At 72.6% G+C, this 25,738-nt stretch carries 21 protein-coding genes; 7 read left to right on the top strand and 14 right to left on the bottom strand.

Annotated features, from left to right (window positions below):
• The first annotated feature begins 88 nt into the window (after positions 1 to 88).
• Together KHP12_RS36035 and KHP12_RS36040 are read left to right on the top strand one after the other, a co-directional pair.
• Positions 89 to 1,447: a hypothetical protein gene (locus KHP12_RS36035; protein WP_086885882.1), complete on the top strand. Its 1,359-nt coding sequence runs from the start codon at positions 89 to 91 to the stop codon at positions 1,445 to 1,447.
• A gap of 367 nt (positions 1,448 to 1,814) precedes the next feature.
• Positions 1,815 to 2,405 (top strand): Ig-like domain-containing protein, encoded by a 591-nt coding sequence (locus KHP12_RS36040; protein WP_211834104.1) that lies wholly within the window; start codon positions 1,815 to 1,817, stop codon positions 2,403 to 2,405.
• Between the two features lie 93 nt (positions 2,406 to 2,498).
• On the opposite strand, the gene glnA is transcribed toward KHP12_RS36040, so the two are convergent.
• Positions 2,499 to 3,908 (bottom strand): type I glutamate--ammonia ligase, encoded by a 1,410-nt coding sequence (gene glnA, locus KHP12_RS36045; protein WP_086885880.1) that lies wholly within the window; start codon positions 3,906 to 3,908, stop codon positions 2,499 to 2,501.
• A 255-nt stretch (positions 3,909 to 4,163) separates the two neighbouring features.
• Between glnA and KHP12_RS36050 the strand changes: the two genes are divergently transcribed.
• The gene (locus KHP12_RS36050; protein ID WP_086885879.1) at positions 4,164 to 4,631 is read left to right on the top strand and encodes an RDD family protein; all 468 of its coding nucleotides are present in this window, start codon (positions 4,164 to 4,166) and stop codon (positions 4,629 to 4,631) included.
• A 120-nt stretch (positions 4,632 to 4,751) separates the two neighbouring features.
• Here KHP12_RS36050 and KHP12_RS36055 read toward each other — a convergent pair whose 3' ends face one another.
• From KHP12_RS36055 to lipB, 4 genes are all read right to left on the bottom strand, one after another.
• On the bottom strand, positions 4,752 to 5,432 hold the full coding sequence (locus tag KHP12_RS36055) for a DUF4191 domain-containing protein (protein WP_037964028.1): 681 nt from the start codon (positions 5,430 to 5,432) through the stop codon (positions 4,752 to 4,754).
• Positions 5,433 to 5,442: 10 nt separating this feature from the next.
• Complete coding sequence (locus tag KHP12_RS36060; RefSeq protein WP_020871972.1) at positions 5,443 to 5,640, bottom strand: SCO2195 family GlnR-regulated protein; 198 nt, start codon at positions 5,638 to 5,640, stop codon at positions 5,443 to 5,445.
• A gap of 254 nt (positions 5,641 to 5,894) precedes the next feature.
• On the bottom strand, positions 5,895 to 6,845 hold the full coding sequence (gene lipA / locus KHP12_RS36065; RefSeq protein ID WP_086885878.1) for a lipoyl synthase: 951 nt from the start codon (positions 6,843 to 6,845) through the stop codon (positions 5,895 to 5,897).
• A gap of 177 nt (positions 6,846 to 7,022) precedes the next feature.
• Positions 7,023 to 7,847, bottom strand: coding sequence for a lipoyl(octanoyl) transferase LipB (lipB, locus tag KHP12_RS36070; RefSeq protein WP_171072326.1), 825 nt, complete (start codon positions 7,845 to 7,847; stop codon positions 7,023 to 7,025).
• A 205-nt stretch (positions 7,848 to 8,052) separates the two neighbouring features.
• Here lipB and KHP12_RS36075 point away from each other — a divergent pair, with 205 nt between their 5' ends.
• On the top strand, positions 8,053 to 9,720 hold the full coding sequence (locus KHP12_RS36075) for an NsdA family TPR-like regulatory protein (protein WP_210609186.1): 1,668 nt from the start codon (positions 8,053 to 8,055) through the stop codon (positions 9,718 to 9,720).
• A 116-nt stretch (positions 9,721 to 9,836) separates the two neighbouring features.
• On the opposite strand, the gene KHP12_RS36080 is transcribed toward KHP12_RS36075, so the two are convergent.
• The gene (locus KHP12_RS36080; protein WP_086886601.1) at positions 9,837 to 10,598 is read right to left on the bottom strand and encodes an ArsR/SmtB family transcription factor; all 762 of its coding nucleotides are present in this window, start codon (positions 10,596 to 10,598) and stop codon (positions 9,837 to 9,839) included.
• A 350-nt stretch (positions 10,599 to 10,948) separates the two neighbouring features.
• On the opposite strand from KHP12_RS36080, the gene KHP12_RS36085 reads away from it, so the two are divergent.
• Entirely contained in the window at positions 10,949 to 12,499 is a 1,551-nt protein-coding gene (locus KHP12_RS36085) for an MFS transporter (protein ID WP_308016977.1), read from the top strand.
• A gap of 99 nt (positions 12,500 to 12,598) precedes the next feature.
• Here the strand turns inward: KHP12_RS36085 and KHP12_RS36090 are convergent, their stop codons facing one another.
• Both KHP12_RS36090 and KHP12_RS36095 read right to left on the bottom strand, forming a co-directional pair.
• Positions 12,599 to 13,930 (bottom strand): NAD(P)/FAD-dependent oxidoreductase, encoded by a 1,332-nt coding sequence (locus KHP12_RS36090; RefSeq protein ID WP_211834105.1) that lies wholly within the window; start codon positions 13,928 to 13,930, stop codon positions 12,599 to 12,601.
• Between the two features lie 256 nt (positions 13,931 to 14,186).
• A complete protein-coding gene (locus KHP12_RS36095; protein ID WP_211834106.1) occupies positions 14,187 to 15,077 on the bottom strand; it encodes a TIGR01777 family oxidoreductase in 891 nt (296 codons plus the stop codon).
• A gap of 67 nt (positions 15,078 to 15,144) precedes the next feature.
• Here KHP12_RS36095 and KHP12_RS36100 point away from each other — a divergent pair, with 67 nt between their 5' ends.
• The gene (locus KHP12_RS36100) at positions 15,145 to 15,711 is read left to right on the top strand and encodes a GNAT family N-acetyltransferase (protein WP_211834107.1); all 567 of its coding nucleotides are present in this window, start codon (positions 15,145 to 15,147) and stop codon (positions 15,709 to 15,711) included.
• A gap of 50 nt (positions 15,712 to 15,761) precedes the next feature.
• Here the strand turns inward: KHP12_RS36100 and KHP12_RS36105 are convergent, their stop codons facing one another.
• Positions 15,762 to 16,283 (bottom strand): DUF4240 domain-containing protein, encoded by a 522-nt coding sequence (locus KHP12_RS36105; protein ID WP_086884045.1) that lies wholly within the window; start codon positions 16,281 to 16,283, stop codon positions 15,762 to 15,764.
• A 196-nt stretch (positions 16,284 to 16,479) separates the two neighbouring features.
• Between KHP12_RS36105 and KHP12_RS36110 the strand changes: the two genes are divergently transcribed.
• Complete coding sequence (locus tag KHP12_RS36110) at positions 16,480 to 17,400, top strand: SDR family oxidoreductase (protein ID WP_211834108.1); 921 nt, start codon at positions 16,480 to 16,482, stop codon at positions 17,398 to 17,400.
• A 26-nt stretch (positions 17,401 to 17,426) separates the two neighbouring features.
• Here the strand turns inward: KHP12_RS36110 and KHP12_RS36115 are convergent, their stop codons facing one another.
• From KHP12_RS36115 to lpdA, 5 genes are all read right to left on the bottom strand, one after another.
• Entirely contained in the window at positions 17,427 to 18,401 is a 975-nt protein-coding gene (locus tag KHP12_RS36115; protein ID WP_086884043.1) for a helix-turn-helix transcriptional regulator, read from the bottom strand.
• Between the two features lie 337 nt (positions 18,402 to 18,738).
• A complete protein-coding gene (gene aceE / locus KHP12_RS36120) occupies positions 18,739 to 21,414 on the bottom strand; it encodes a pyruvate dehydrogenase (acetyl-transferring), homodimeric type (protein WP_086886244.1) in 2,676 nt (891 codons plus the stop codon).
• Positions 21,415 to 21,506: 92 nt separating this feature from the next.
• Positions 21,507 to 22,130, bottom strand: coding sequence for a GntR family transcriptional regulator (locus KHP12_RS36125; protein WP_086886243.1), 624 nt, complete (start codon positions 22,128 to 22,130; stop codon positions 21,507 to 21,509).
• 117 nt (positions 22,131 to 22,247) lie between these two features.
• Positions 22,248 to 24,002: a 2-oxoglutarate dehydrogenase, E2 component, dihydrolipoamide succinyltransferase gene (gene sucB, locus KHP12_RS36130; protein ID WP_210609185.1), complete on the bottom strand. Its 1,755-nt coding sequence runs from the start codon at positions 24,000 to 24,002 to the stop codon at positions 22,248 to 22,250.
• 51 nt (positions 24,003 to 24,053) lie between these two features.
• Positions 24,054 to 25,442, bottom strand: a complete 1,389-nt coding sequence (gene lpdA / locus KHP12_RS36135; protein ID WP_037965051.1) for a dihydrolipoyl dehydrogenase — start codon at positions 25,440 to 25,442, stop codon at positions 24,054 to 24,056.
• Positions 25,443 to 25,738 lie beyond the last annotated feature (296 nt).

Consider the following 25,738-nt stretch of genomic DNA (forward strand, 5'->3'; position numbering starts at 1 on the left):
CCGCCACTGCCCGAGAGGGGCGGTGGCGGGGCCCGGCCATGCGGCGCCGAGGGACATACCGGCGCATATTCGCCCCCTATGCGGGTAAATGCGAAGTGTGTTCGGCAAGACGCCACGATGGGGCACGCTCCTGCTGGCCGTCCTCGTCGCCCTGACGGCGGTACTGCTCACCGCCGGGGGCGCGCATGCCGAAACGGATGTGAACAAGATCGGCAAGGCGCTGCGCAACAGCCCCGTGTACGTCGATCCCGGCGCCTCCGACGCCCTGAGCGCCGGGCAGGCCCGCGCCCTGGTGGCACACATCCGCACGGCGGATGTGCCAGTCTACGTGGCCGTTCTGCCGGACAACCCCGCGTACGGCGGAGAGCGCGTCTTCGGGCGGCTGCGTGCCGCCGTCGACCGCCCCGGTGTCTACGCGGTGGCGCTCGGCTCCTCCTTCGGGGCGGCCTCCGACACCTCGGTGCTGCCCGGAGGCACCTCGCGGGCGCTGGCGGAGCGGAACCTGCGGCAGCACCCGCACGACCTCGCCGCGGTCCTGAACGGCTTCGTGACCGACACGGCCACCGCGATCCACGACCGGACCGGCCAGGGGTCCGGCGGCGACCAGGGCGCTCGGGGTTCCACCCTGTCGATGGGGGACGCGGTGGCGGTGCTGATCGTCCTGGCCGCCGTCGGCGCAAGCGGCCTGTACCTGGTGCGGCGCACCCGCAAGCAGCGCCGCGAGCGCGAACGGGCCGCGCTGGAGCAGGTGCGCGGCGCGGTCGAGGAGGACATCACCGCGTACGGCGAGAAGCTCGGCGGGACCCGCTTCGACCCCGCCGACCCGGCGTCCACCCCCGAGATGGCGGACGACTACGGCCGCGCCCTGGACGCCTACGAGGAGGCGAAGGCCAGGTCCGCCGCCGCCCGGCGGCCCGAGGACGTACGGCCGGTGACCGAGGCGCTGGAGGAGGGCCGCTTCGCGCTGGCGGTGCTCGAAGCCCGCCGCGAGGGCGGCCCGCTGCCCCAGCGGCGCCCTCCGTGCTTCTTCGACCCGCGCCACGGCCCCTCGGTCCGGGACGTCCCGTGGGCGCCCCCGGGCGGCACCCAGCGCTCCGTCCCCGCCTGCGCCGCGGACGCCACCCGCGTCGACGACGGCCGCTACCCGGACGCCCGCACCGTCCCGGTCGGCGGCGACCGGCGCCGCCCGTACTGGGACGCCGGTCCGGCCTACGGGCCCTGGGCGAGCGGTTACTTCGGCGGCTACGGCTCGATGCTGCTGCCCGGGCTGCTGGTCGGCACGCTGCTCGGCGGGTCCCTCGGCCCGGACTACGGGACCGGTGGGTTCGACGGTGGCTTCGGCGACGGCGGGAACGGCGGCGACTCCGGCGGTGGCTTCGACGACGGCGGTTTCGGTGGCGGCTTCGGCGACGGCGGTGGCTTCGACGGCGGCTTCGGCGACGGCTGACCCCCGCGCCGGCACACCGCACCGGGCCAGCCCGGCACCCGCCCCGTGCTGCGCGGTGCGTACGCGGTGCCCCGACCACGGAGGACGCGCGCCGCACGGGGCGGATGGTGTGCGCGGGGAAGGCCGCCGAGCGCTGCGCTATCCGGGGTAATTCGGCGGCACATCCCTGGCGGTCGACGGCGAGTCGCGCGCCTACTGGTGCTACAGACCGGTGGGTTCCACATCTGCCGGGGGACGGCGACGCGGGATGCTCCCGCGTGGATCGCCGTATGCGCGCACCCCCTGACCGCCGATGCGCCGCCGCGCCTCGTTCCCGCATGCGTGGCGAGTAACGGCCCACCACCCCACACCACTTGGAGGGCCACCCATGGCTACACCCACGATCACCCTGGTCACGGTCTCACCCAACCCCACCACCTTCGGGCAGTCGGTCACGCTCACCGCCACCGTGATCCCGCTCGGCACCGGAACCCCCACCGGCACCGTCACCTTCGTCGTCACCGGCGGCCCCACCTTGACCGGGACCCTGTCGGGCGGGACGACCTCGGTCACCGTCCCCAACCTGAGCGTCGGCGCCCACGCCGTCCTCGGCAACTACAACGGGGACGCCAACTTCTCCCCGTCCACCGGCGCCAACGTCATCCTCGTCGTCCAGTCGGCCACCACCACATCGGTGTCCTCGTCGCCGGACCCCTCGACGCTGGGACAGTCGGTGACCTTCACCGCCAACGTCACCCCGATCGCGCCCGGCGCGGGCGTCCCGACCGGGACGGTCACCTTCATCATCGGCGGCTCCGGCGGCGGCGCCTTCGTCCAGCCGCTGTCGGCGGGCACCGCGACGCTGTCCCTCAACACCCTGGGCGTCGGCACCCACCCCCTGATCGCCCTCTACAACGGCGACACCAGTTTCCTGCCGTCCTCCGGCACCGACACCCAGACCGTCAACCCGGCCGCATGACCCTCCCGCACACCACCGAGCCCCCGCCCCCGCCCATCGGGGCGGTGGCGGGGGCTCGGACGGAGCCGGAAGGGCTCACAGAGCGCGCACGGCTCACACGTCGAAGTAGAGCTCGAACTCGTGCGGGTGCGGACGCAGCTGGAGCGGGGCGATCTCGTTGGTGCGCTTGTAGTCGATCCAGGTCTCGATCAGGTCGGAGGTGAAGACACCGCCCTGGAGGAGGAACTCGTGGTCGGACTCGAGCGAGTCGAGGACGGCCGGGAGGGAGGTCGGGACCTGCGGGACGCCCGCGTGCTCCTCGGGGGCGAGCTCGTAGAGGTCCTTGTCGATCGGCTCGGCCGGCTCGATCTTGTTCTTGATGCCGTCCAGACCCGCGAGGAGCAGGGCGGAGAAGGCCAGGTACGGGTTGCCGGAGGAGTCCGGCGCGCGGAACTCGACGCGCTTGGCCTTCGGGTTGGAGCCGGTGATCGGGATACGCATCGCGGCGGAGCGGTTGCGCTGCGAGTACACCAGGTTGACCGGGGCCTCGAAGCCCGGGACCAGACGGTGGTAGGAGTTCACCGTCGGGTTGGTGAAGGCCAGCAGCGACGGGGCGTGCTTGAGGATGCCGCCGATGTAGTAGCGGGCGGTGTCCGACAGGCCCGCGTAGCCCTGCTCGTCGTAGAAGAGCGGGGAGCCGCCCTGCCACAGCGACTGGTGGACGTGCATGCCCGAGCCGTTGTCACCGAAGATCGGCTTCGGCATGAAGGTCGCGGTCTTGCCGTTCTGCCACGCCACGTTCTTGACGATGTACTTGAACAGCATCAGGTCGTCGGCCGCGGCCAGCAGCGTGTTGAACTTGTAGTTGATCTCGGCCTGGCCGGCGGTGCCCACCTCGTGGTGCTGGCGCTCGACCTGGAGACCGGCCTTGTTCAGCTCCAGGCTGATCTCGGCGCGCAGGTCGGCGAAATGGTCGACCGGCGGGGTCGGGAAGTAGCCGCCCTTGTAGCGGACCTTGTAGCCACGGTTGTCCTGGAGCGCACCGGTGTTCCAGGCGCCCGCCTCGGAGTCGATGTGGTAGAAGGACTCGTTCGCCTTGGTCTCGAAGCGCACGCTGTCGAAGACGTAGAACTCCGCCTCCGGACCGAAGTACGCGGTGTCGGCGATGCCGGTGGAGGCGAGGTACGCCTCGGCCTTCTTGGCGATGTTCCGCGGGTCACGGCTGTACTGCTCGCCCGTGATGGGGTCGTGGATGAAGAAGTTGATGTTGAGGGTCTTGTCCCGGCGGAACGGGTCGACACGGGCCGTGGAGAGGTCGGCACGCAGGGCCATGTCCGACTCGTGGATCGCCTGGAAGCCGCGGATCGACGAGCCGTCGAAGGCCAGCTCCTCGTGCGGGTCGAACGCCTCCGCCGGTACGGTGAAGTGCTGCATGACGCCGGGAAGGTCACAGAAACGGACGTCGACGAACTTCACGTCCTCGTCCGAAATGAACTTCCGAGCGTCGTCGGCGTTCTGGAACATCCAACTCCTCCTAGCCCGGCCGCGGTGGGACGGGGATATGTCCGGTGGCGCGATTCCATGTGCGGTGGCGCGCTCTCGCCGACCATAGGCAGACGGGATTTCCCGGGCATGACCCATTTGTTTCACCCAGGTTAACCGGCTCGAGGGTGCTTGCGGGTCCCTTGTGGCCTCGGAAAAGGCGCCGTAGGGGGGCGCGGGAATCACTCGGAAGGGGTCCGGCCGGGGGAACGTATGCGGTCGCAGTAACGTAGACGGGTGGACAAGAGGCAAGCAATCGGATCGTGGCTTTCCGGGCCCCGCGCGGCGGCCGAGGAGATGGGCGTCGACTTCGGCTACCGGGGCCAGGGCCTCGGTCTTCCCGAGAGCGGACCGGGCTCCATCGCGCCGCTGGGACGCCGTTTCGGGGCGCTCTTCATCGACTGGGGCCTGTGCCTGCTCGTCTCCTACGCGCTGCTGTCCGGCCGTAACGCCCAGGTCGCCGGGAACTGGGCGCTGCTGGTCTTCCTGGTGCTGAGCCTGGTCACCGTGGGCACCGTCGGCGCCACCCCCGGCAAGCTGCTGCTGAGGCTGCGGGTCGTCGGCGAGGGCGGGGTGCGGCTGAGCCTGCCGCGGGCCGTACTGCGCAGTGTGCTGCTGGTGGTGGTCATCCCGGCGGTGGTCTGGGACCGCGACACCCGAGGGCTGCACGACCGGCTCTCCCGCGCGGTGCAGATCAGGGTCTGAACCCGCCGTACGGATCAGGGCCTGACCCGCGGATTGCGTACAACCGCGTTACACACGAAACGGCGGCCCGGACTCTCCGTCCGGGCCGCCGTTTCGTATTCGTTTCGGTGAGGGAGGCGCTCAGCGCCCCTTCGGCATCCGCATCCCCTTGGGCATCGGGCCCTTGGGAATCGGCATGTTGCTCATCAGGTCGCCCAGCGCGCGCAGCCGGTCGTTCACCACCGTGACCTGTGCGCCCGGCAGCACCCGGGGAAGCTTCAGCAGCGTGGTGCGGAGCTTCTTGATCTCGACCTGGCCCTCGCCGGAGCCGACCATCACATCGTGGACCGGGACGTCCGCGACGATGCGCGCCATCTTCTTCTTCTCGGCGGCCAGCATGCCCTTGAGCCGGTTCGGGTTGCCCTCGGCGACCAGCACGACGCCCGCCTTGCCCACCGCGCGGTGGATGACGTCCTGGTTGCGGTTCATCGCCACCGCGGGGGTCACCGACCAGCCGCGGCCCACGTTCTCCAGCACCGCCGCCGCCGCGCCCGGCTGGCCCTCCATCTGTCCGAAGGCGGCCCGCTCGGCACGGCGGCCGAAAATGATGGCCATCGCGAGGAAGGCCAGGACGAAGCCCAGGATGCCCAGGAAGATCGGGTGGCCGATCCAGAAGCCGATCGCGAGAAGGACACCGAAGGTGACAATCCCCACGCCGGCGACGACAAGTGTGACCTTCGGGTCAACCCGTTTGGTCATCTTGTAGGTCAGGGCGATCTGCTTCAGCCGCCCGGGGTTCTCGGATGTTTCCTTCCTCGCCATACAGCGAAGTTTACGTGGCCTGGGAAGCCCCGGTGGACACGGCCTCCAGCACGTGTTCCGCCTCGTCCCGGTCCTTGGCCCGGCGCCGGTCCTCGAGGACGGCCGTCCAGGCGTTGCGGCGGGCGGTGCGCTGCCCGCCGCGCAGCAGCAGACCTTCCAGGACGAGGAGCGCGTCGGTGACGGACGGGCGTACGGGCGCAGCCGGCATGGATACCCCTCGGAAAGCGGCGGATGATCGCTCGCACAACGTATAAGCAGTGCGTGGCTCAATCGTTACCCAATGGTGTTACCAGTGCGTGACTGGCCGGTCAAACACCGATGAAGCTCCGCTGCGGCCCGTATTCCGCCCTTGACCTGCGGCGTTCTTCAAGCCCTCGAATCTGTGTGTGCTCGCAATCACACAGCGTGTTGCTCACACGGCCGACCGCCGACGGAACGTGACGGCGGAGCGACGACGGAGAGTCAGACGGCCGGAGAAGCCACCGCGACATTGCGCCGCTCGATGGCCTGCTGGTACAGACGGCCGGCGCGGTACGAGGAGCGGACCAGCGGGCCGGACATGACACCGGCGTAACCGATCTCGTCCGCCTCCTCCTTGAGCTCCACGAACTCCTGGGGCTTGACCCAGCGCTCCACGGGGTGGTGCCGGGGGGAGGGCCGCAGGTACTGGGTGATGGTGATCAGCTCGCAGCCCGCGTCATGGAGGTCCTGGAGCGCCTGGCTGATCTCCTCGCGCTCCTCGCCCATGCCCAGGATCAGGTTGGACTTGGTGACCAGACCCGCCTCGCGCGCCTTGGTGATCACCTCGAGCGAGCGCTCGTAACGGAAGCCGGGGCGGATGCGCTTGAAGATCCGCGGCACGGTCTCGACGTTGTGCGCGAGCACCTCGGGACGGGCCGAGAAGACCTCGGCGAGCTGCTCGGGGACCGCGTTGAAGTCCGGGATCAGCAGCTCCACACCGGTGTCCGGCATCAGGGAGTGGATCTGGCGCACGGTCTCCGCGTAGAGCCAGGCGCCGCCGTCCTCCAGGTCGTCACGGGCGACGCCGGTGATGGTCGCGTACTTCAGCTCCATGGTGCGTACGGATTCGGCCACCCGGCGCGGCTCGTCGCGGTCCAGCGCCTGCGGCTTGCCGGTGTCGATCTGGCAGAAGTCGCAGCGCCGGGTGCACTGGTCGCCGCCGATGAGGAAGGTCGCCTCGCGGTCCTCCCAGCACTCATAGATGTTCGGACAGCCCGCCTCCTGGCACACGGTGTGCAGGCCCTCCCGCTTCACCAGGCCGTGCAGCTCGGTGTACTCGGGGCCCATCTTCGCCCGGGTCTTGATCCACTCGGGCTTGCGCTCGATGGGGGTCTGGCTGTTCCGGACCTCCAGGCGCAGCATCTTGCGTCCGTCGGGTGCGACTGCGGACACGTCCGGCACTCCTCTTTGCTTGACTCTGCTTGGCGGCTCGGCGCGGCGAGTTTGCCGGCGGGCTTTGGAATCGTCGGCGGTCACCAGGGTACGCCCGTGGTTCGTACGGATTTACGTCAAGGGCAACCGAACGCTGCGAGGACGCATTCCCGCACGGGGTGGAGCGAGCCCAGGGGGTCAGACCGCGCGCGGCAGCGGGACGGACGCCTCCAGGACCTCCCGCAGATGCCGCTCGACCACCGGCAGCACCTCGGCGATCGGCACATCCCGGCCCAGCTCCTCCGAGAGCGAGGTCACACCCGCGTCCCGGATGCCGCACGGCACGATCCGGTCGAACCAGGTGTTGTCCGGATTGCAGTTGAGCGAGAAGCCGTGCATCGTCACGCCCTTGGCGATCCGCACCCCGATGGCGGCCAGCTTGCGGTCCTCGCGGCGCTGCCCGGCGTTGGACGGTGCGTACTCCGGCCCGTTCAGCCGTGCGTCGAACTCCTCGTCCTCCAGCCGCGGGTCGAAGTCCAGCTTCAGCCCGCCGAGCGCGGGGCGCTGGTCCACCGGGTCGCCCAGCACCCACACCCCGCTGCGGCCCTCGACCCGGGTGGTCTCCAGACCGAACTCCGCACAGGTGCGCAGCAGCGCCTCCTCCAGGCGGCGGACATGCGCGATGACGTCCACCGGGCGCGGCAGCTTGAGGATCGGATAGCCGACCAGCTGGCCCGGGCCATGCCAGGTGATCTTGCCGCCGCGGTCCACGTCCACCACCGGGGTGCCGTCCAGCGGGCGCTCGCTGTCGGCCGTGCGCCGCCCCGCCGTGTAGACCGGGGGGTGCTCCAGCAGCAGACAGGTGTCGGGGATCTCGTCCGCGAAGCGGGCGGCGTGCACCCGGCGCTGCTCCTGCCACGCCTCCTCGTAGTCCACGGCGTCCGCGCCGAAGCCCAGGTGGACGTAGGCAAGCGCCGGTGAACCGGGGGCCGACCCCGGGGAAGACGTGGTCACGGCGGTCACGGCAAGCTCCTTCTCGACCCGCGTCGGATGGGGTGGCGGAGCCTCGCGGCGGCGCCCCCGCCACTGTACGGCCGTGTCCCCTTACGTCCGCACCCGGCTCGTTCTCACACGATCGGATGAATGCCGCCGGACGGCCGCGATCAGCCCTCGAGCGGCGGTTACATTCGCGCCGTTCCACAGAGCGATCAGGGAGACCGGCAGGCTGATGACGGAACGACCCCCGCAGCGCATTCCCAATCGTCAGCTCGCCGCGCTCATCGCCGAGGCGGGCTTCTCCAACGCCGGGCTCGCCCGGCGGGTGGACCAGCTCGGACTGGAGCACGGCCTGGACCTGCGGTACGACAAGACATCGGTGACGCGGTGGCTGCGCGGACAGCAGCCACGCGGCACCACCCCGGCGCTGATCGCCGAGGTGTTCACCCGGCGGCTGGGACGCCGGCTGACCGCCCAGGACCTGGGCCTGGACGCGTGTGCGCCCGTCTACGCGGGGCTGGAGTTCGCCGCCACCCCGCAGGAGGCGGTGGACATCGTCAGCGGGCTGTGGCGCAAGGACTCCGGAAGCCATGCGGAGTTGCGGAAGATCGCGTTCACCCCGGCGGGTCTCGTCGTCCCCAGCCGCGACTGGCTGATCGGACGGCCCGACGACCGGGTGGCGCGCGGTGAGCCACCGGCGGGGGCCGCTCCGGCGGGGGCGGCGGTGGGAGCCGGGGCCGGGCCGGGGGCCGGTGCCGCCGGGGTGGCCGGGGCCGGGCGGCTGCCCGCGCAGGGCGGCCGAGTGGGCGGCCCGGTGGGCGGCCCCGCGGGGGCGGCGGCGGGGCGCGCGGTCGGTCAGGGGGCCCATGGCGCGCACGGCGCCCAGGGATCTCACGGCGCCCATGGCACCCATGGCCCGCACGGTGCCCATGGCCCGCACGGCCGGGCGCCGCTGCCCCGCCAGCGGCGCCACGACCGCGACCGGCGCGGCCCGGGCTACCGGGTGACCTCCGGCGACATCGCGGCCCTGCGCTCGGTCGGGGAGCTGTTCGCGGCGCTGGACCAGACGTACGGCGGCGGCCACGCCCGGCAGGCCCTGGTGCGCTATCTCGAGCACGAGGGCGAGCCGATGCTGCGCGGCTCGTACAACGAGGCGACCGGGCGGCGGCTGTTCGGCGCGATCGCCGATCTGACCCGGCTGGCCGGATGGACCTCGTTCGACATCGCGGCCCACGGTCTGGCGCAGCGCTACTTCGTCCAGGCGCTGCGGCTGGCGCAGGCGGCCGGGGACCGCACGTACGGCAGCTACGTACTGGTCACGATGAGCCGCCAGGCCGTCTACCTCGGCCATGGGCGGGAGGCCGTACAGCTGGCCCGGGTGGCCCAGCAGGGGGTGGGCGGCGGCGCCCCGCCGGTGCTCCAGTCGCTGCTGCACGCGATCGAGGCGCGCGGCCATGGCGTCCTGGGCGAGGTGCGCGCGTGCACCGCCTCGCTCGCCCGCGCCGAGCGGTCGCTGGAGGCGGCCCGGCCGGGGGACGAGGTGCCGTACTGGGCGCGGCTGTTCGACGAGGCGCAGCTGGCGGACGAATTCGGCCACTGCCACCGCGATCTTCAGCAGTACCGCGCCGCCGCCCAGCACGCGGAGCGCTCCCTCCAGCTCCACGGCGCCGGGTTCGCGCGCAGCCGGCTGTTCTGCCGGGTGGTGCTGGCGACGGCGCGGCTGGGCCTCGGCGAGCTGGAGCAGGCGTGCCAGCTGGGCGCGGAGGCGGCACAGCAGGCGTCCGAGATGCGGTCGGTGCGGGCGGCGGAGTACGTACGGGACTTCGAGCGCCGCCTGGAGCCGTACCGGGACGCGGCACCGGTACGGGGCTACCGGGAGCGGGTGGCGGCGCTGGGGTAGGTGGCCGCCGTCGCTCAGGCGGCGGGGGCCTGCCGTCGCTTGGGCATCGGGAGCCTGCCGTCGCTCGGGCGTCGGGGGCCTGCCGCCGCCGCTCAGACGTCGGGGTCTGCCGTCGCTCAGGCGTCCAGCACGACGCCGAAGGTGCGCTCCAGACCGGTGCGACCGGCATCGGTCAGGTTGATCACGCGGCGGCGGTTGCCACGGCGGATCCATTCCAGCGCGAAGAGCCGGTCCGTCAGGGCGGCCCCCAGCGCTCCGGCGAGGTGGTGGCGCTGCTCGGTCCAGTCCACGCAGTAGCGGATCAGCTGGCGGCGCCCCGCGAGTTCGTCCGCGTCCACGCCGAAGGCCGCCAGCTCCGCGCGCCCCGGGGCCGTCAGCCGGTACGTGGTGTCCTTGCCCGGGGCCGAGAGCCGGTCGCCCTCCGCCGCCTCGGGGTGGAAGCGCCCGTCGCCGCCCTCCAGGACCCCGCGCTCCAGCAGCGCCGCCATCAGGGCCACGCCGAGGGCGCCCGCGACATGGTCGTAGCAGGTGCGCGCCCGGCGCAGGGCGTGTGCGTGGGTGCTCTGCCGCAGCGAGGTGACGGGCAGCGGCGGGGCGATCCTGGCCAGCGCCTCGAGCGCCTCGCCGACGGCGGGACCGGTCAGCCGGTAGTACCGATGCCGCCCATGCCGCTCGACCCGCACCACCCCGGCCTCCAGCAACTTGGCCAGATGTCCACTCACCGTGGAAGCGCTGACCCCGGCCTCACCGGCCAGCACGCTGGCGGGGAGCGCACGCCCCTCCAGCAGCGCCCGCAGAACGCGAGCGCGGGACGGGTCGGCGATCGCCGCGGCGGCGCGAGCGATGTCGGCGTCACGGGCATCCGTGGTGGTGGCCATGCTTCCAGCGTAGGGCGGGGTCGCTTCGGCGCGGGCCGAAGTGTGGCGGGGCGGGCCGGGGCAGGGGGCGCCCTGGGCGCACCACGGTTCGGTCCGTACCGAAGCGATCAGGAGTGAGGGTGGAGGCATGAGGACGTGCCGCTCCACACACCGGCCTCCGCGATCCTCGGACCCGCCCGTGGCGGGTGCCGTGCGGAAGGGCCCGCTGCTCGCCATCTGCCTTGGCTACTTCCTGGTCATCCTCGACGTCACCGTCGTCAATGTGGCCGTGCCCCGCATCGGCGCCGGGCTGGGGGCCGGGCAGGGGGCGATGCAGGGGGCACCTCCCGGCCGAAGGCTGGGGGAGGGTTGTGGACGGGTACACGCTCGTCTTCGCCGGGCTGTTGCTGCTCTGCGGTGGGCTGGGGGACCGGCTGGGCCATCGGCGGGTGTTCCTCGCCGGGCTCGGGCTGTTCACGGTGGCCTCCGCCGCGTGCGCGCTCGCGCCGAGCGCCGGCTTTCTGGTCGGTGCCCGGCTGGCGCAGGGGGCCGGGGCGGCGACCATGGTGCCCGCCTCGCTCGCGCTGCTCGGGGCGCTGCATCCCGAACCCGGCGCGCGGGCACGGGCGTTCGGGGTGTGGGGCGGGATCGCGGGGGTCGCTGCCGCGGCCGGTCCGGTGCTCGGCGGGGTGCTGGTGTGGGGCGTGGGCTGGCGGACCGTGTTCCTCGTCAACGTCCCGCTGGGCGCGCTCGCCATCTGGCTCACCGTCCGCCATGTGCCCGCTACGCGCCCGCGCGGTGAGCGTCCGTCGCTGGATCTCGTCGCCCAGCTCACCGGCGTCGGCGCGGTGGCCGCCCTGACGACCGGGCTGAACGAGGCGGGCGGGCGCGGCTGGACCGATCCGCTGGTGCTCGGCGCGCTGGCGGCCGCGCCGGTCGCGGGGGCGCTCTTCCTGTGGCTGGAGCGGCGCGCGGCGGCGCCCGCGCTGCCGCCCCGCCTGCTGACCGGTTTCCGGTTCCCGGCCGCGTTGGCCGTGGGGGTGCTGCTCAACCTCGGCTTCTACGGGCTGCTCTTCCTCACCACCCTCTACTTCCAGCGCCACCGGGGCTGGGACCCGCTCGCCACCGGGCTGGCGCTGCTGCCGATGGGCGCGCTGGCCGTGGTCGCCTCGCCGCTGTCCGGGCGGGTCGCGGCGCGCGTCGGCACCCACATCCCGGCCGTGGCCGGGCTGCTGACCGGGGCCGTGGGGCTGCTCGGCTGGGCGGCCGTTGGACCGCACACGCCGTACGCGCTGCTGGTCGTGCCGCTGCTGCTGACCGGGTTCGGCACCTCGTTCACCATGCCGTCGGCGACGATCGCCGCGATGGAGGCCGCGCCGCACGAGGTGCGCGGCGCGGCGTCGGGCGCGTTCAACGCGGCGCGGCAGCTGGGCAGCGCCATCGGCGTGGCCCTGTTCGGAACCCTCGCGGCGGCGTCCGCGAGCTCCGCCTTCTACGCCGGGATGCGGCTGTCCGCCGTGATCGCGGCCGGGTGCTTCGTGTGCGGCGCGGCGCGATCCTGGCGGGGCTGTCCGGGCCCGCCGCCCGCACCACGCCCAACGTCGGATCTTGACGCCTGCGGCGGGCTGTTCCCCTCCCCGCCCCTTCCCACAACTGGGGCTCCGCCCCAGACCCCGCTCCTCGAACGCCGGAGGGGCTGGAAGGTGGGGCTCCGCCCCAGACCCCGCTCCTCGAACGCCGGAGGGGCTGGAAGGCCAAACGTCGGAGGGGCTGGAAGCCGTTGCTCCGCCCCGGACCCCGCTCCTCAAGCTCCCCCAGCTACCGCTGGGAGGTGCCCCCTGGAGGGGCTGGAAGGTGGGGCTCCGTCCCAGACCCCCGGGGGCCAGGGGCGAAGCCACTGCCACGCGGCGGCCGCCCCGTAAGCCCGGCCCGGGCGCCGCGCCGCGGGTGCTGGTCCTCCCCGGCCGCGAGCCGTAACGGGAGCCGGGGCCTCGGCGGTGAGCCCCCGCAAGGGCCTCGCGTCAGGCCGCCGCCGCGGGCAATGTGCCCGGGTCCGTGTCGGAGCCCGAGTCCGGTGGGGCGCCGAAGTCGCTGAGGACGGCTCGGGCGGCTCGGCGGCCGGAGGCCAGGGCGCCCTGGACCGTGCTGGAGTCGCGGTGGTCGCCGCAGACGTACAGCCCGGACAGCAGCCGCACCGGGCGGCGTGGGTCGTGGGGTGCGGGCATGGCCGGGACGGCGTACGGGTCGTGGTGGGCGGCCAGCAGCTCCCAGGCCGCCGTCGACGTCCCGTACACCGCCGCCAGTTGGGCCCGGACGGCCCGGTCGAGCTCGGCGGTCGGCAGCGCGGCGGAGGCGCCCAGCACCGTGGAGGTGATCAGCACCCGGCCGGGCGGGGTGCGCGAGGGGTCCACCTCGCTGGCCACCATGGTGTGGGCGACCGGGCCCCCGCCACTCGCGGCGAGTATCAGCGCGGGCTCGCGCAGCGGCGGCCGGTCGGCGGTGTGGTGCACCACCGTGATGGGGTGGAAGGCCGGCACCCGCAGCCCGGGCAGCAGCCCGGCCGCGTCGTGCGCCCCGGTGGCCACGAGCACCGCACGGCAGCCGAACTCGCCGTGTTCGGCGGTGGCCACGGCGGTGGTGGAGGCCGATACGGCCCGGACGCCCGTACGGACCGTCCCCGGCGGCAGCGCGGCCGCGAGCAGTTCGGGGACGGTGGACGCGCCGCCCGCCGGGAGGCAGAGGCGGCCGCGTGCGTAGCCGCGCAGCGCCAGGTCGGCGCAGCGGCTGGAAGTGGTGAGGTCCGGGTCGCTCAGCAGTGAGACGAGCAGCGGACGCAGCACCCCCTCGACCGTACGAGCAGGTAGGCCCCGCCCCCCCAGGGTCTCGGAGACCGGCCGGTCGGGGCGGGCGAGCAGGCGGTCCGCGGGCAGGGCGGCGAGCCTGCCGAGCGCGGCACCGAGTCGGGCCTGATCGAGCCCGCTGCCGAGTGGCGCGCGGGCGGCGTTCGCGAGGGCGCGTGCCGTAGTGAATGCGCCCCTCATGCTCCGGGGGGTGTCCACCCGGTGCGTACGGCCCTCGCTGTGGACCAGCACCCCCTGGGCGAAGGGGCGCAGGGCGAGGGCGCCGAGCCCCGGAGTGCGTCGCAACTCCGGGAACGAGGTGTTCATCAGATGGCCGGTGCGGTCCAGCCGGAAGCCGTCCACGGTCTCGGTGGTCATCCGTCCGCCCACGTGGGGCGCGGCCTCGAGCACCGTGACGGCGACTCCCGCGCCGGTCAGCCGATGGGCCGCGGCCAGCCCCGCGAGCCCGGCGCCGACGATGACGACGTCCGTGCGGTGCGCGCGCTTGAGCACGTGTCCTCCCCGAGGTCGGTGCGTCCGTCATGGGGGCTGCTGCCCCGACCGGCGGTCCGGATGCGTGGGTCCCGCGAGACGGCTCGGCGAGACGGTCTTGACAGTACGGACAAAAACGGCCGATGCCAGACGCGCATCGACCGGGCACGGGCGCACACCGGTCGCACACCAGTCGCAGACCGCCATCGAACGGTCCGCGACCGGGGAGGAGAGAGCGTGGGGGAGAGCGGGAGGGGGCGAGGAGCGCCCAACTCCCTTACCTGAGCGCCGCCTTGATCGCGTCTTCCACATGCGGGCAGGCGAAGGTGAAGCCGGAGTCCAGGAGGCGGCGGGGGACGGCCCGGACGCTGCCGAGGACGTCCCCGGACATCTCGCCCAGGGCGATCCGCAGCGCGGGCGCGGGCACCGAGAAGAGTGTGGGGCGGCCCAGCACCCGGCCCATGGCGGCCGTGATCTCGCGGTTGGTCACCGGCGTCGGCGCGGTGAGGTTGACCGGCCCGGTGAGCTCGGGCGTGTCGAGGATGTGGCGCAGCGCGGCGACATGGTCCCGCAGCGCGATAAAGCTCCAGTACTGCCGGCCGCTGCCCATCCGCCCGCCGAGCCCCAGCTTGAACAGGGGGAAGAGCTTCCCCCACGCCCCGCCCTCGGCGGAGACCACCAGACCGGTCCGGGCGAAGACCGTACGGACGCCCGCCTCCTGCGCCGCGGTCGCCGCCTCCTCCCAGTCCTGGCAGAGATCCGGAAGGAAACCGTGGCCGGGGGGCGCACTCTCATCGACCGCGCGCTCCCCGGTGTCACCGTAGAACCCCACCGCGCTCCCGCTCACCAGCACCCGCGGCGGGGTGTCCAGCGAGGCGATCGCCTCGGCGATGGCGGCGGTGCCCAGCACCCGGCTGTCCCGGATCTCCTTCTTGTACGCGTCGGTCCAGCGCCGGTCGCCGACGCCCGCGCCCGCGAGATGGACCACGGCCGCACAGCCCATCAGCCCGGAGGTGTCCACCCACTGCCGCCGCGGGTCCCACTCCACCTCGTCCTCCGCACGCGACGGACGCCGCACCAGACGCACCACCTGGTGGCCGTCCTCGCGCAGCGAGCGGACGAGTGCCGTGCCGATGAGCCCGGAGGAACCGGTGACCGCGATACGCATGGCCCCATCCTGCCCCCGATCACGGGAGGGATGTCGGACAACGGGCGGGCGTGGCACAGTGATCCGCATGCCCCAGCCCTACGACCTGCCCCAACCGGCCCAACCGGCCCAACCGGCCCAGCGGTCCCAACCGTCCCAGCGGTCCGAGCTGATCATCCGGCCCGCCGTGCTCGACGACGACACGGCGCTGGCCGAGCTCGACCGCCGTACCTGGTCGCCCCTGCATGCCGTACAGCCGAAGCCGCAGCCGCCGTACGACCCCTTCTTCACCCTCCACAACCGCGTCGAGCAGATCCTCGTGGCCGAGCTCGCCGGGTCTCCCGTCGGCTACATACGGCTCGTGCCGCCGACCCCGCTGGCCTGCAACGCCCATGTCCGCCAGATCCAGGGGCTCGCGGTGGACGAGCGGGTGCGGGGGCAGGGCGTGGCGCGGGCGCTGCTCGGCGCCGCGTACCAGGAGGCGCGGCGGCAGGGCGCGACCCGCATGACCCTGCGGGTACTGGGCCACAACACCCCCGCACGGCGGCTGTACGCGTCGGAGGGGTTCGCGGTGGAGGGCGTGCTGCCGGGGGAGTTCCTGCTGGAGGGGGAGTACGTGGACGACGTGATGATGGGGCGCCCGCTGGACCGCTGAGGCGCGAGCCCCGGGCAACCAGGCAGTCAGGCGGTCAGGCAGTCAGCCGGTCAGGCCCTGAAGCGCTCCCACAGCCGTGGATACCGCTCCGCCAGCACCGCCTCGCTCTCGAAGTCGAGGGGCTCCCCGATCGGTTCCCGGGGCGTGGGCGGGAGCCCCAGCTCCGGCAGGGGCGCGCCGGTCAGCCGCTCGTACGCCTCGTCCGCCGCGTACCCCAGGTCCTCGCAGTCGCCGTCCACCTGCTCGTCGAAGTCCTCGAGCAGCTCGGCGAGCGCGTCCGGATCGTGCAGCGCGCCCTCGAAGATCTCCCGGCCCTGGCCGATCAGCCAGTAGCGGAACGCCTCGAAGGCGTCGTCGCTGACCCCGCCGAGCAGCACCCAGGCGGCGCCCCACACATCCCAGCGGTACGCCCGGTCGGAGCGGGCCTCGAAGTGCCGGGCGAAGTCCAGCACCGCGTCGGGGTCGAGCCGTGACAGCTGCTCGACGAGCAGGTCGGACTGGTCCTCGGGGTCGCCGTCCGCGGCCTCCCGAGCGCTGTCGACCAGCCCCCAGAACTCCGTCTCGTCCATCATCACGGGACCAGGATCGGCCCTCCCGCGCACCCCCGCACGCGGAACGTGCCGGATGCGACCGCCTCGTAATACCGGACAGCGGATGTCGGATTTCCCTGCGAAGGTCGACCCGTGGCCGACCCGTGGCCGACCCGTGGCCGACCCGGGTCGACCACGTCACCCAACACGGCACCCACACCGAGAGGACGTATTGGACGTGAGCACACAGGGCGCACTGGCGGGACGGATCGCGCTCGTCGCGGGGGCGACGCGCGGCGCGGGCCGGGCGATGGCCGTCGAGCTGGGGGCGGCCGGGGCCACCGTCTACGCGACGGGGCGCACCACCCGGGATCGGATCAGCGAGGTGGGGCGGGCCACCGAGACCATCGAGGAGACGGCGGAGCTGATCACGGCCGCGGGCGGCACGGGCATCGCGGTGCCGACGGACCACCTCGAGCCCGAGCAGGTCCGGGCGCTGGTCGAGCGGATCGACCGGGAGCAGGGCCGGCTGGACGTCCTGGTCAATGACGTATGGGGCGGTGAGGCGCTGATCGAGTTCGGCAAGAAGACCTGGGAGACGAATCTGGCGGGCGGGCTGCGGATGCTCCGGCTCGGCGTCGAGACCCACCTCATCACCAGCTACTACGCGCTGCCGCTGCTGATCCGGCAGCCGGGCGGGCTGGTGGTCGAGGTGACCGACGGAAGCGAGGAGTTCAACCGGACGTACCGGCTGAACCTCTTCTACGACCTCGCCAAGAACGCCCCGATCCGCACCGCCTTCGGGCTCGCGGAGGAGCTGAAGGAGTTCGACGGCACGGCGGTCAGCGTCTCGCCGGGCTTTCTGCGCTCCGAGCAGATGCTGGACCACTTCGGGGTGACGGAGGAGACCTGGCGGGACGCGGTGGAGAAGGAGCCGCACTTCGCCATCGCCGAGTCACCGCACTACGTCGGGCGCGCGGTCGCCGCGCTCGCCGCCGACCCGGATCGGGCGCGGTGGAGCGGCAAGTCCGTCTTCAGCGGGGAGCTGGCCAAGGTCTACGGCTTCACCGATCTGGACGGTTCGCGGCCGGACGCCTTCGGCTACTTCCGGGACGTCGTCTTCGGCGGTAAGGAGGGCACGGCGGCCGACTACCGGTAGAACCGCGCGGTCACTGAACCGCGCGGTCACCGGTACAGCTCCGCCGTACGGCGAGCCGCCTCCGCGAAGAGCTCGCGCAGCTCCGGCGGCCCCAGCACCTCCGCGTCCGGGCCGAGCCCGAGCAGCTGGGCGAGTGCGACCTCGTACGACTCGACGGGCAGGGTGACGGTGAGCCGCCCCTGCCCGTCGGGCTCCCCGGCCTCGCGTGCCTCGCGTACGGCCTCCTCGGCCGCCACCCGGTCCGTGACATGCGGCAGCCGCCGGGCCCCGGCCGGGGTCAGCCGGACGACGGCCCGCTCCCGCAGGATCGAGCGGGCGAACTGCTCGGCCCGCTCCTCCCAGAAGGCGGGCAGGTCGAACTCCTCGTCCCGGACGAAGCGGACCCCGGTCGGCTCCACGGCGGCGAAACGATCCACCCGGTACACCCGGAAGCCGCCCTCCGCACGGGCCGCCAGGTACCAGACGCCCGCCTTGAGTACGAGCCCGTACGGTTCCAGCTCCCGCCGGACCTCGGCGTCCCGGCGCCGGTAGCGGACGGCGATCCGCAGATCGTCCCAGACCGCGTCGGCGATGCCCGGCAGCAGCTCCGGCGCCTCCGGCTCCCGCCACCAGCCCGGGGCGTCGAGGTGGAACCGCTGGGCCACCGTGTGGGAGGCGTCCCGCAGCTCCGGGAGCAGCGCGGCGGACACCTTCAGCCGGGCGGCGGAGGCGGCGTCCGCGAGCCCCATCTCGCGCAGCGCGGAGGGCACACCGGACAGGAACAGCGCCTCGGCCTCGGTCCGCCCGAGGCCGGTCAGCCGGGTGCGGTAGCCCCCGATGAGCCGGTAGCCCCCGGCCCGGCCCCGGTCCGCGTAGACCGGGATCCCCGCCTCGGACAGCGCGGCGGCGTCCCGCGTCACGGTGCGCTCGGAGACCTCCAGCTCCCGCGCCAGCTCGGCCCCCGTGATCGAGGGCCGAGCCTGGAGCAGAAGCACCATCTTGATGAGCCGGGCAGCGCGCACGGCCCCATGATGCCGTGCGCTCCGGACGAGCGCCGGACCATGGCGGGCGGCCCGTCGGCCGGATACCGCCGGGGAGCGGCGGCTCGGGCTACACGGGGTACCGGGCGGCTCTTTCCCCGCCCCGCCCCTTCCCGATACCAGGGGCTCCGCCCCTGGACCCCGGACGCCCTTCGGGCGTGTCCTCAATCGCCGGACGGGCTGAAATCAGCCCTCCGGCGCTTGAGGAGCGGGGTCTGGGGCGGAGCCCCCCACGCGGCGGAGCCGCATATCGTCAGGTGTCGGGAAGGGGCGGGGAGGGGAACAGCCCGCCGCAGGCGATCCCCGGCAACCGGCGGCGTCAGATGCCGTACCGCTCCGCGGCCTCCTTGGGGGCCGTGGCGCGGACCGCGCCTTGGCGGGCGAGGCGGGACAGCGCGGCCACCACGATGGCCGGGGCGTCCACGCCGAAGTGGCGGCGGGCGGCCTCGCGGGTGTCGGAGAGGCCGAAGCCGTCCGTGCCCAGGGAGTACCAGTCCTGCTCGACCCACTGGCTGATCTGGTCGGGGACGGCACGCATCCAGTCGCTGACGGCGAGGACCGGGCCCGGTGCGCCTGCCAGGGCACGGGTGACGTACGGGACCCGGTCTTCGCCCTTGAGCTGCGCCGCGTCACAGGACAGGGCGTCGCGGCGCAGCTCGCTCCAGGAGGTGGCGGACCACACGTCGGCGGCCACGCCCCAGTCGTCGGCGAGGAGTTTCTGGGCCTCCAGCGCCCAGTGGACGGCGGTGCCGGAGGCGAGGAGCTGGAGGCGGGGGGAGTCCGCGGCCGGGGCCGTGGCCTCCTGGTAGCGGTACAGGCCCTTGAGGATGCCCTCCTCGACGCCTTCGCCCTCAGGGAGGGCCGGCTGGACCTTGGGCTCGTTGTAGACCGTCAGGTAGTAGAAGACGTCCTCGGCCTCGGGGCCGTACATCCGCCGCAGACCCTCCCGCACGATCGCGCCCACCTCGTAGGCGAACGCCGGGTCGTAGGCGAGCGCCGCCGGGTTGGTGGAGGCGATCAGCGGGGAGTGGCCGTCGGCGTGCTGGAGGCCCTCGCCGGTCATCGTCGTACGGCCCGCCGTGGCGCCGATGAGGAAGCCGCGGCCGAGCTGGTCGGCCAGCGCCCACATCTGGTCGGCGGTGCGCTGCCAGCCGAACATCGAGTAGAAGATGTAGAAGGGGATCATCGGCTCGCCGTGGGTCGCGTACGACGTCGCGGCGGCGGTGAAGTCGGCCATCGAACCGGCCTCGGTGATCCCCTCGTTGAGGATCTGACCGTTCGCGGCCTCCTTGTAGTACAGGAGCTGATCGCGGTCGACCGGGTCATAGGTCTGGCCGAGCGGGGAGTAGATCCCGGCGGTGGGGAAGAGCGACTCCATGCCGAAGGTCCGCGCCTCGTCCGGCACGATCGGCACCCAGCGCTTCCCGGTCTCCTTCTCCCGCATCAGGTCCTTGACCAGCCGGACGAAGGCCATGGTGGTGGCGATCTCCTGGCTGCCGGAGCCCTTGGCGAGCGCCTGGAACGGCTTCGCGGACGGTTCGGGCAGGGCCACCGGGTGCACCCGGCGGGCCGGGGCCGGGCCGCCGAGGGCCGCGCGGCGCTCCTGGAGGTAGCGGACCTCGGGGGAGTCGGGGCCGGGGTGGACGTACGGCACGAGGGCGTCGTCCAGCTTGCTGTCCGGGATGGGGAGTTCGAGGAGGTCCCGCATGGCGCGGAACTCCTTGCCCGTCAGCTTCTTCATCTGGTGGTTGGCGTTGCGCGACTCGAAGCCGGGGCCCAGCGTCCAGCCCTTGACGGTCTGGGCGAGCACGACGGTCGGGGCGCCCTTGTGCGCCATGGCCGCGCGGTACGCCGCGTACACCTTGCGGGGCTCATGGCCCGCGCGCGAGGTGTGGAAGCACTCGGTGAGCTTGGCGTCGGTGAGCCCCTGGGCGAGGCGGGCCAGCTCGGGCTCGGCGCCGAAGAAGTGCTCACGGATGTAGGCCGCGTCGCGGGTCGCGTACGTCTGGAACTGGCCGTCCGGGACCTCGCGCAGCCGGCGGACCAGCGCGCCCGAGGTGTCCAGCGCGAACAGCTCGTCCCAGGCGGAGCCCCACAGCGACTTGACCACGTTCCAGCCCGCCGCGCGGAACTGGGCCTCCAGCTCCTGCACGATCTTGAAGTTGGCCCGCACCGGGCCGTCGAGGCGCTGGAGGTTGCAGTTGATGACGAAGGTGAGGTTGTCCAGGCCCTCGCGCCCGGCCAGGGCGAGCGCGGCCGTCGACTCCGGCTCGTCCATCTCGCCGTCGCCGAGGAAGGCCCATACGTGGGAGTTCGCGGTGTCCTTGATGCCGCGCGCCGCGAGATAGCGGTTGAAGCGGGCCTGGTAGATCGCGGAGATCGGGCCGAGCCCCATCGAGACGGTGGGGAACTCCCACAGCCACGGCAGCCGGCGCGGATGCGGATAGGACGGCAGGCCGTCGCCGCCCGCCTCGCGGCGGAAGTGGTCCAGGTGGTGCTCGGTCAGCCGCCCGTCGAGGAAGGCGCGGGCGTAGATGCCGGGGGAGGCGTGGCCCTGGATGTAGAGCTGGTCGCCGGACCCGTCCGCCTCCTTGCCCCGGAAGAAGTGCTGGAAGCCCGTCTCGTAGAGCCAGGCGGCGGAGGCGAAGGTGGCGATGTGACCACCGAGGCCGTCACGGCTGCCGCGGGTGACCATCGCCGCCGCGTTCCACCGGTTCCAGGCGGTGATGCGGCGCTCCATGGCCTCGTCGCCCGGGAACGCGGGCTCGGCGGCGGTCGGAATGGTGTTGAGGTAGTCCGACTCCAGCAGGGGCGGCAGCGCGAGCCCGGCGCTCTCGGCGCGCTCCAGGGTGCGGCGCATGAGGTACGAGGCGCGGTGCGACCCGGCGGCCCGGGTGACGGCGTCCAGGGAGGCGCCCCATTCGGCGGTCTCCTCCGGGTCACGGTCGGGAAGCTGGTCGAGCGCACTCGGCTGCGTGCGTGCGAGATCGGTCATGGACGTAACGGTAAGACTGATCGATGATCGATCAAAGTCCTGCCAAGGAAAAAGTGCTCCGTAAGCCGAAATTGGCATTCCGTGCCGCGAAACTAGGCACGCGGTGCACAGCCGAGGACATGCTCCTTGACCAGTTCGCCGACCCTCGGGTCCCGCCGCTTGAAGGCGTCCACCACCGCCTGGTGCTCCTCGGCGTACGACTGCTGGACGGTGCCCAGCCAGCGGATCGACAGCGTCGTCCAGATCTCGATGCCCAGCGACTCCCAGGTGTGCAGCAGCACGCTGTTGCCCGACGCCCGCACCAGCTCCCGGTGGAACGCCACGGTGTGCCGGACCTGCGCCTCCCCGTCGGCCGCGCGGTCCGCCTCGTACAGCGCCCGCACCTCGGGTTCCAGGGCGGAGGTGTCCTCGGCCAGCACGGCCGCGGCCAGCTCCGCCGCCATCTGCTCGAGCCCGGCCCGCACCGGATAGATCTCCTCCAGGTCGGCGGCGGTCAGATTCCGCACCCGGACGCCCTTGTTCGGCGCCGACTCGATCAGCCGCAGCGACTCCAGCTCCCGCAGCGCCTCCCGTACGGGCGTCTGGCTGACCTCCAGCTCCGTGGCGATCCGGCGCTCCACGATCCGCTCGCCCGGCTTCCAGCGGCCGCTGACGATGCCCTCCACGATGTGCTCGCGGATCTGCTCGCGCAGCGAGTGGACGACGGGCGCGGCCATGGGGGACTCCTTAGAAACAGCGGTGAACAGCTGCCATTATCCCGGCACTGCGGTAATGAAAACCGCGCCCCGCACGGGAAGCCCGTGCGGGGCGCGGCAGGGAAACCGAGCAGAGGATCAGAGACCGAGGTCCACCTCGAACTCGCCGGCCTCCAGGATCTCCTTGACGGCCGTCAGGTAGCGGGCCGCGTCGGCACCGTCCACCAGGCGGTGGTCGTAGGAGAGCGCCACGTAGGTCATGTCGCGCACCGCGATGGTCTCGCCCAGCTCCGGGTGGTCGATGACCACCGGGCGCTTGACGGTCGCGCCGATGCCCAGGATGGCGACCTGGTTCGGGGGCACGATGATCGTGTCGAACAGCGCACCGCGCGAGCCGGTGTTGCTGATCGTGAAGGTGGCGCCGGACACCTCGTCCGGGGTGATCTTGTTGGAGCGGACCTTGCCCGCCAGCTCCGCCGTCTTCTTGGACAGACCGGCGATGTTGAGGTCGCCGGCGTTCTTGATGACCGGGGTCATCAGGCCCTTCTCGGCGTCCACCGCGATACCGACGTTCTCCACGTCGAAGTACGTGATGGTGTTGTCGTCCTCGTTGATCCGGGCATTGATGGCCGGGTGGGCCTTCAGCGCCTGGACGGCGGCCTTCACGAAGAACGGCATCGGCGAGAGCTTGACGCCCTCGCGCTGGGCGAACGACTCCTTGGCGCGGGCGCGCAGCCGCATGACCTTGGTGACGTCCACCTCGACCACGCTGGTCAGCTGGGCCTGGCTGTGCAGGGCCTTCATCATGTTGTCGCCGATGACCTTGCGCATCCGCGGCATCTTGATGGTCTGGCCGCGCAGCGGGGACACCTCCTGCGCGGCGGCCTTCGGCGCGGCGGCGGCCGGAGCCTGGGCCTGGGCGGCGGCCTTGGCGGCCTCCGCGGCGGCGACGACGTCCTGCTTGCGGATGCGGCCGCCGACGCCGGTGCCCTTGACCGTGGACAGGTCCACGTTGTTCTCGGCGGCGAGCTTGCGCACCAGCGGGGTGACGTAGGCGCCCTCGGCCTCGGGGGCCGCGGGAGCCGGGATGGTGGCGGCCGGAGCCGGGGCGGGTGCCGGAGCGGCCGGGGCCGGCTCGGGGGCGACCGGCTCCGGGGTGACGGCCTGCGGCGCCGGGGCGCTCGGGGCCTGCGGGGCCGGGGCGGGCGCCGGGGCCTCCTGGACCGGCTCGGGAGCCGGGGCGGGGGCGGCCGGGGCCTCGGCGGGCGCGGCGGCCGGAGCGGCACCGGCGGCGCCGATCACGGCCAGCTTGGCGCCGACCTCGGCGGTCTCGTCCTCGCCGACCAGGATCTCCAGCAGGGTGCCCGCGGCCGGGGCCGGGATCTCGGTGTCGACCTTGTCGGTGGAGACCTCGAGCAGCGGCTCATCGGCCTCGACGGACTCGCCGACCTCCTTGAGCCACCGGGTCACGGTGCCCTCGGTCACGCTCTCGCCGAGCGCGGGAAGGACCACATCGGTGCCCTCGGCGCCACCGGCCGGAGCGGCGGCGGCAGGGGCAGGGGCGGGGGCCTCGGCGGCGGGCGCCGGGGCGGGCTCGGGCTGAGCCGCCGGAGCGGGCTCGGCCGCGGGGGCGGGCGCCTCGGCCGGAGCCGCGCCGCCGTCGTCGATGACGGCCAGCTCGGCGCCGACCTCCACCGTCTCGTCCTCGGCCACCTTGATGGACGTCAGCACACCGGCCGAGGGGGCCGGGATCTCGGTGTCGACCTTGTCGGTCGACACCTCGAGCAGGGGCTCGTCGGCCTCGACGCGCTCACCTTCGGCCTTGAGCCAGCGGGTGACGGTGCCCTCGGTCACGCTCTCGCCGAGCGCCGGCAGGGTTACGGAAACCGCCATGGTGTTCGGTTGCTCCTTAACGATCTTTGAATGGTTCGCGCTCGGGATGAGTCAGTCGTGGGAGTGCAGCGGCTTGCCGGCCAGGGCCAGGTGGGCCTCGCCGAGCGCCTCGTTCTGGGTCGGGTGGGCGTGGACGAGCTGCGCGACCTCGGCCGGCAGCGCCTCCCAGTTGTAGATCAGCTGAGCCTCGCCCACCTGCTCGCCCATCCGGTCACCGACCATGTGGACGCCGACGACGGCACCGTCTCGTACCTGCACGAGCTTGATCTCGCCCGCGGTCTTGAGGATCTTGCTCTTGCCGTTGCCCGCGAGGTTGTACTTCAGGGCGACGACCTTGTCCGCACCGTACAGCTCCTTGGCCTTGGCCTCGGTGATGCCGACGGAGGCGACCTCGGGGTGGCAGTAGGTCACCCGCGGCACGCCGTCGTAGTCGACCGGCACCGGGTTCAGACCGGCCAGCCGCTCGGCCACCAGCATGCCCTCGGCGAAGCCGACGTGGGCCAGCTGAAGGGTGGGGACCAGGTCGCCGACGGCGGAGATGGTCGGCACGTTGGTCCGCATGTACTCGTCGACGAGCACATAGCCGCGGTCCATGGCGACCCCGGCCTCCTCGTAACCGAGCCCCTGCGAGACCGGGCCGCGGCCGACGGCCACCAGCAGCAGCTCGGCCTCGAAGGTCTTGCCGTTCTCCAGCGAGACCTTGACGCCGTCGGCGGTGTACTCCACGCCCGAGAAGCGCGAGCCGAGGGAGAAGTTGATGCCGCGCTTGCGGAAGGCGCGCTCCAGCAGCTTGGAGCTGTTCTCGTCCTCGACCGGGACGAGGTGGGGAAGCGCCTCGACGATGGTGATGTCGGCCCCGAAGGACTTCCACGCGGAGGCGAACTCGACGCCGATGACGCCGCCGCCCAGCACGATCGCGGACTTCGGCACGCGGTCGAGCACCAGCGCGTGGTCGGAGGAGATGACGCGGTTGCCGTCGATCTCCAGGCCGGGCAGGGACTTCGGCACCGAACCGGTGGCCAGCAGGATGTGGCGGCCCGTGTAACGCTCGCCGTTCACATCGACAGAGGTCGGGGAGGACAGCCGGCCCTCGCCCGTCACATAGGTGACCTTGCGGGAGGCGATCAGACCCTGAAGACCCTTGTACAGGCCCGAGACCACGCCGTCCTTGTACTTGTGCACACCCTCGATGTCGATGCCCTCGAAGGTGGTCTTCACACCGAATTCCGAGCCCTCGCGGGCCTGGTCGGCGAGCTCACCGGCGTGCAGCAGCGCCTTGGTGGGGATGCAGCCACGGTGCAGACAGGTGCCGCCCAGCTTGTCCTTCTCGATCAGGGCGACGTCCAGACCCAGCTGCGCGGCGCGCAGGGCAGCGGCGTAACCGCCGCTACCGCCTCCGAGGATCACTAGGTCGAAAACGGTGCTGGCGTCGTTCGCCACGTCACGTCCTCCATGCATGGTGCGCCGGGGCCGGCCGGTGGTCGGCCGGGCGGCGGCGTGTGTTCGGCCGCTTCTTGCGTCGGCCCTGGTGTCGGGGGCCCTGTCCTGCCGGGACAACATCTTCGCACTTGTTGGGAGGAGGCGGGACGCGGGGCCGCTGTGTGAGAAATCTCCACACCCCAGTTCAGGGGTTACTCCTGCGTATCCGGAACGCGAAGCCCCGTCGATTTCGTTGAGGGCGAAATCGACGGGACTTCCGGCCTATGGCGGCGGCCGTTTCGTACGGTGCGGGGCCC

Source organism: Streptomyces asiaticus, assembly GCF_018138715.1.
Lineage (GTDB): Bacteria > Actinomycetota > Actinomycetes > Streptomycetales > Streptomycetaceae > Streptomyces > Streptomyces asiaticus.

Bases quoted from the DNA above. Each gene is read 5' to 3' on its own strand.
- KHP12_RS36035 (WP_086885882.1), top strand. From the start codon at position 89: ATGCGAAGTGTGTTCGGCAAGACGCCACGATGGGGCACGCTCCTGCTG.
- KHP12_RS36040 (WP_211834104.1), top strand. From the start codon at position 1,815: ATGGCTACACCCACGATCACCCTGGTCACGGTCTCACCCAACCCCACC.
- glnA (WP_086885880.1), bottom strand. From the start codon at position 3,908: ATGTTCCAGAACGCCGACGACGCTCGGAAGTTCATTTCGGACGAGGAC.
- KHP12_RS36055 (WP_037964028.1), bottom strand. From the start codon at position 5,432: ATGGCGAGGAAGGAAACATCCGAGAACCCCGGGCGGCTGAAGCAGATC.
- KHP12_RS36060 (WP_020871972.1), bottom strand. From the start codon at position 5,640: ATGCCGGCTGCGCCCGTACGCCCGTCCGTCACCGACGCGCTCCTCGTC.
- KHP12_RS36075 (WP_210609186.1), top strand. From the start codon at position 8,053: ATGACGGAACGACCCCCGCAGCGCATTCCCAATCGTCAGCTCGCCGCG.
- KHP12_RS36080 (WP_086886601.1), bottom strand. From the start codon at position 10,598: ATGGCCACCACCACGGATGCCCGTGACGCCGACATCGCTCGCGCCGCC.
- KHP12_RS36095 (WP_211834106.1), bottom strand. From the start codon at position 15,077: ATGCGTATCGCGGTCACCGGTTCCTCCGGGCTCATCGGCACGGCACTC.
- KHP12_RS36100 (WP_211834107.1), top strand. From the start codon at position 15,145: ATGCCCCAGCCCTACGACCTGCCCCAACCGGCCCAACCGGCCCAACCG.
- KHP12_RS36105 (WP_086884045.1), bottom strand. From the start codon at position 16,283: ATGATGGACGAGACGGAGTTCTGGGGGCTGGTCGACAGCGCTCGGGAG.
- aceE (WP_086886244.1), bottom strand. From the start codon at position 21,414: ATGACCGATCTCGCACGCACGCAGCCGAGTGCGCTCGACCAGCTTCCC.
- KHP12_RS36125 (WP_086886243.1), bottom strand. From the start codon at position 22,130: ATGGCCGCGCCCGTCGTCCACTCGCTGCGCGAGCAGATCCGCGAGCAC.
- sucB (WP_210609185.1), bottom strand. From the start codon at position 24,002: ATGGCGGTTTCCGTAACCCTGCCGGCGCTCGGCGAGAGCGTGACCGAG.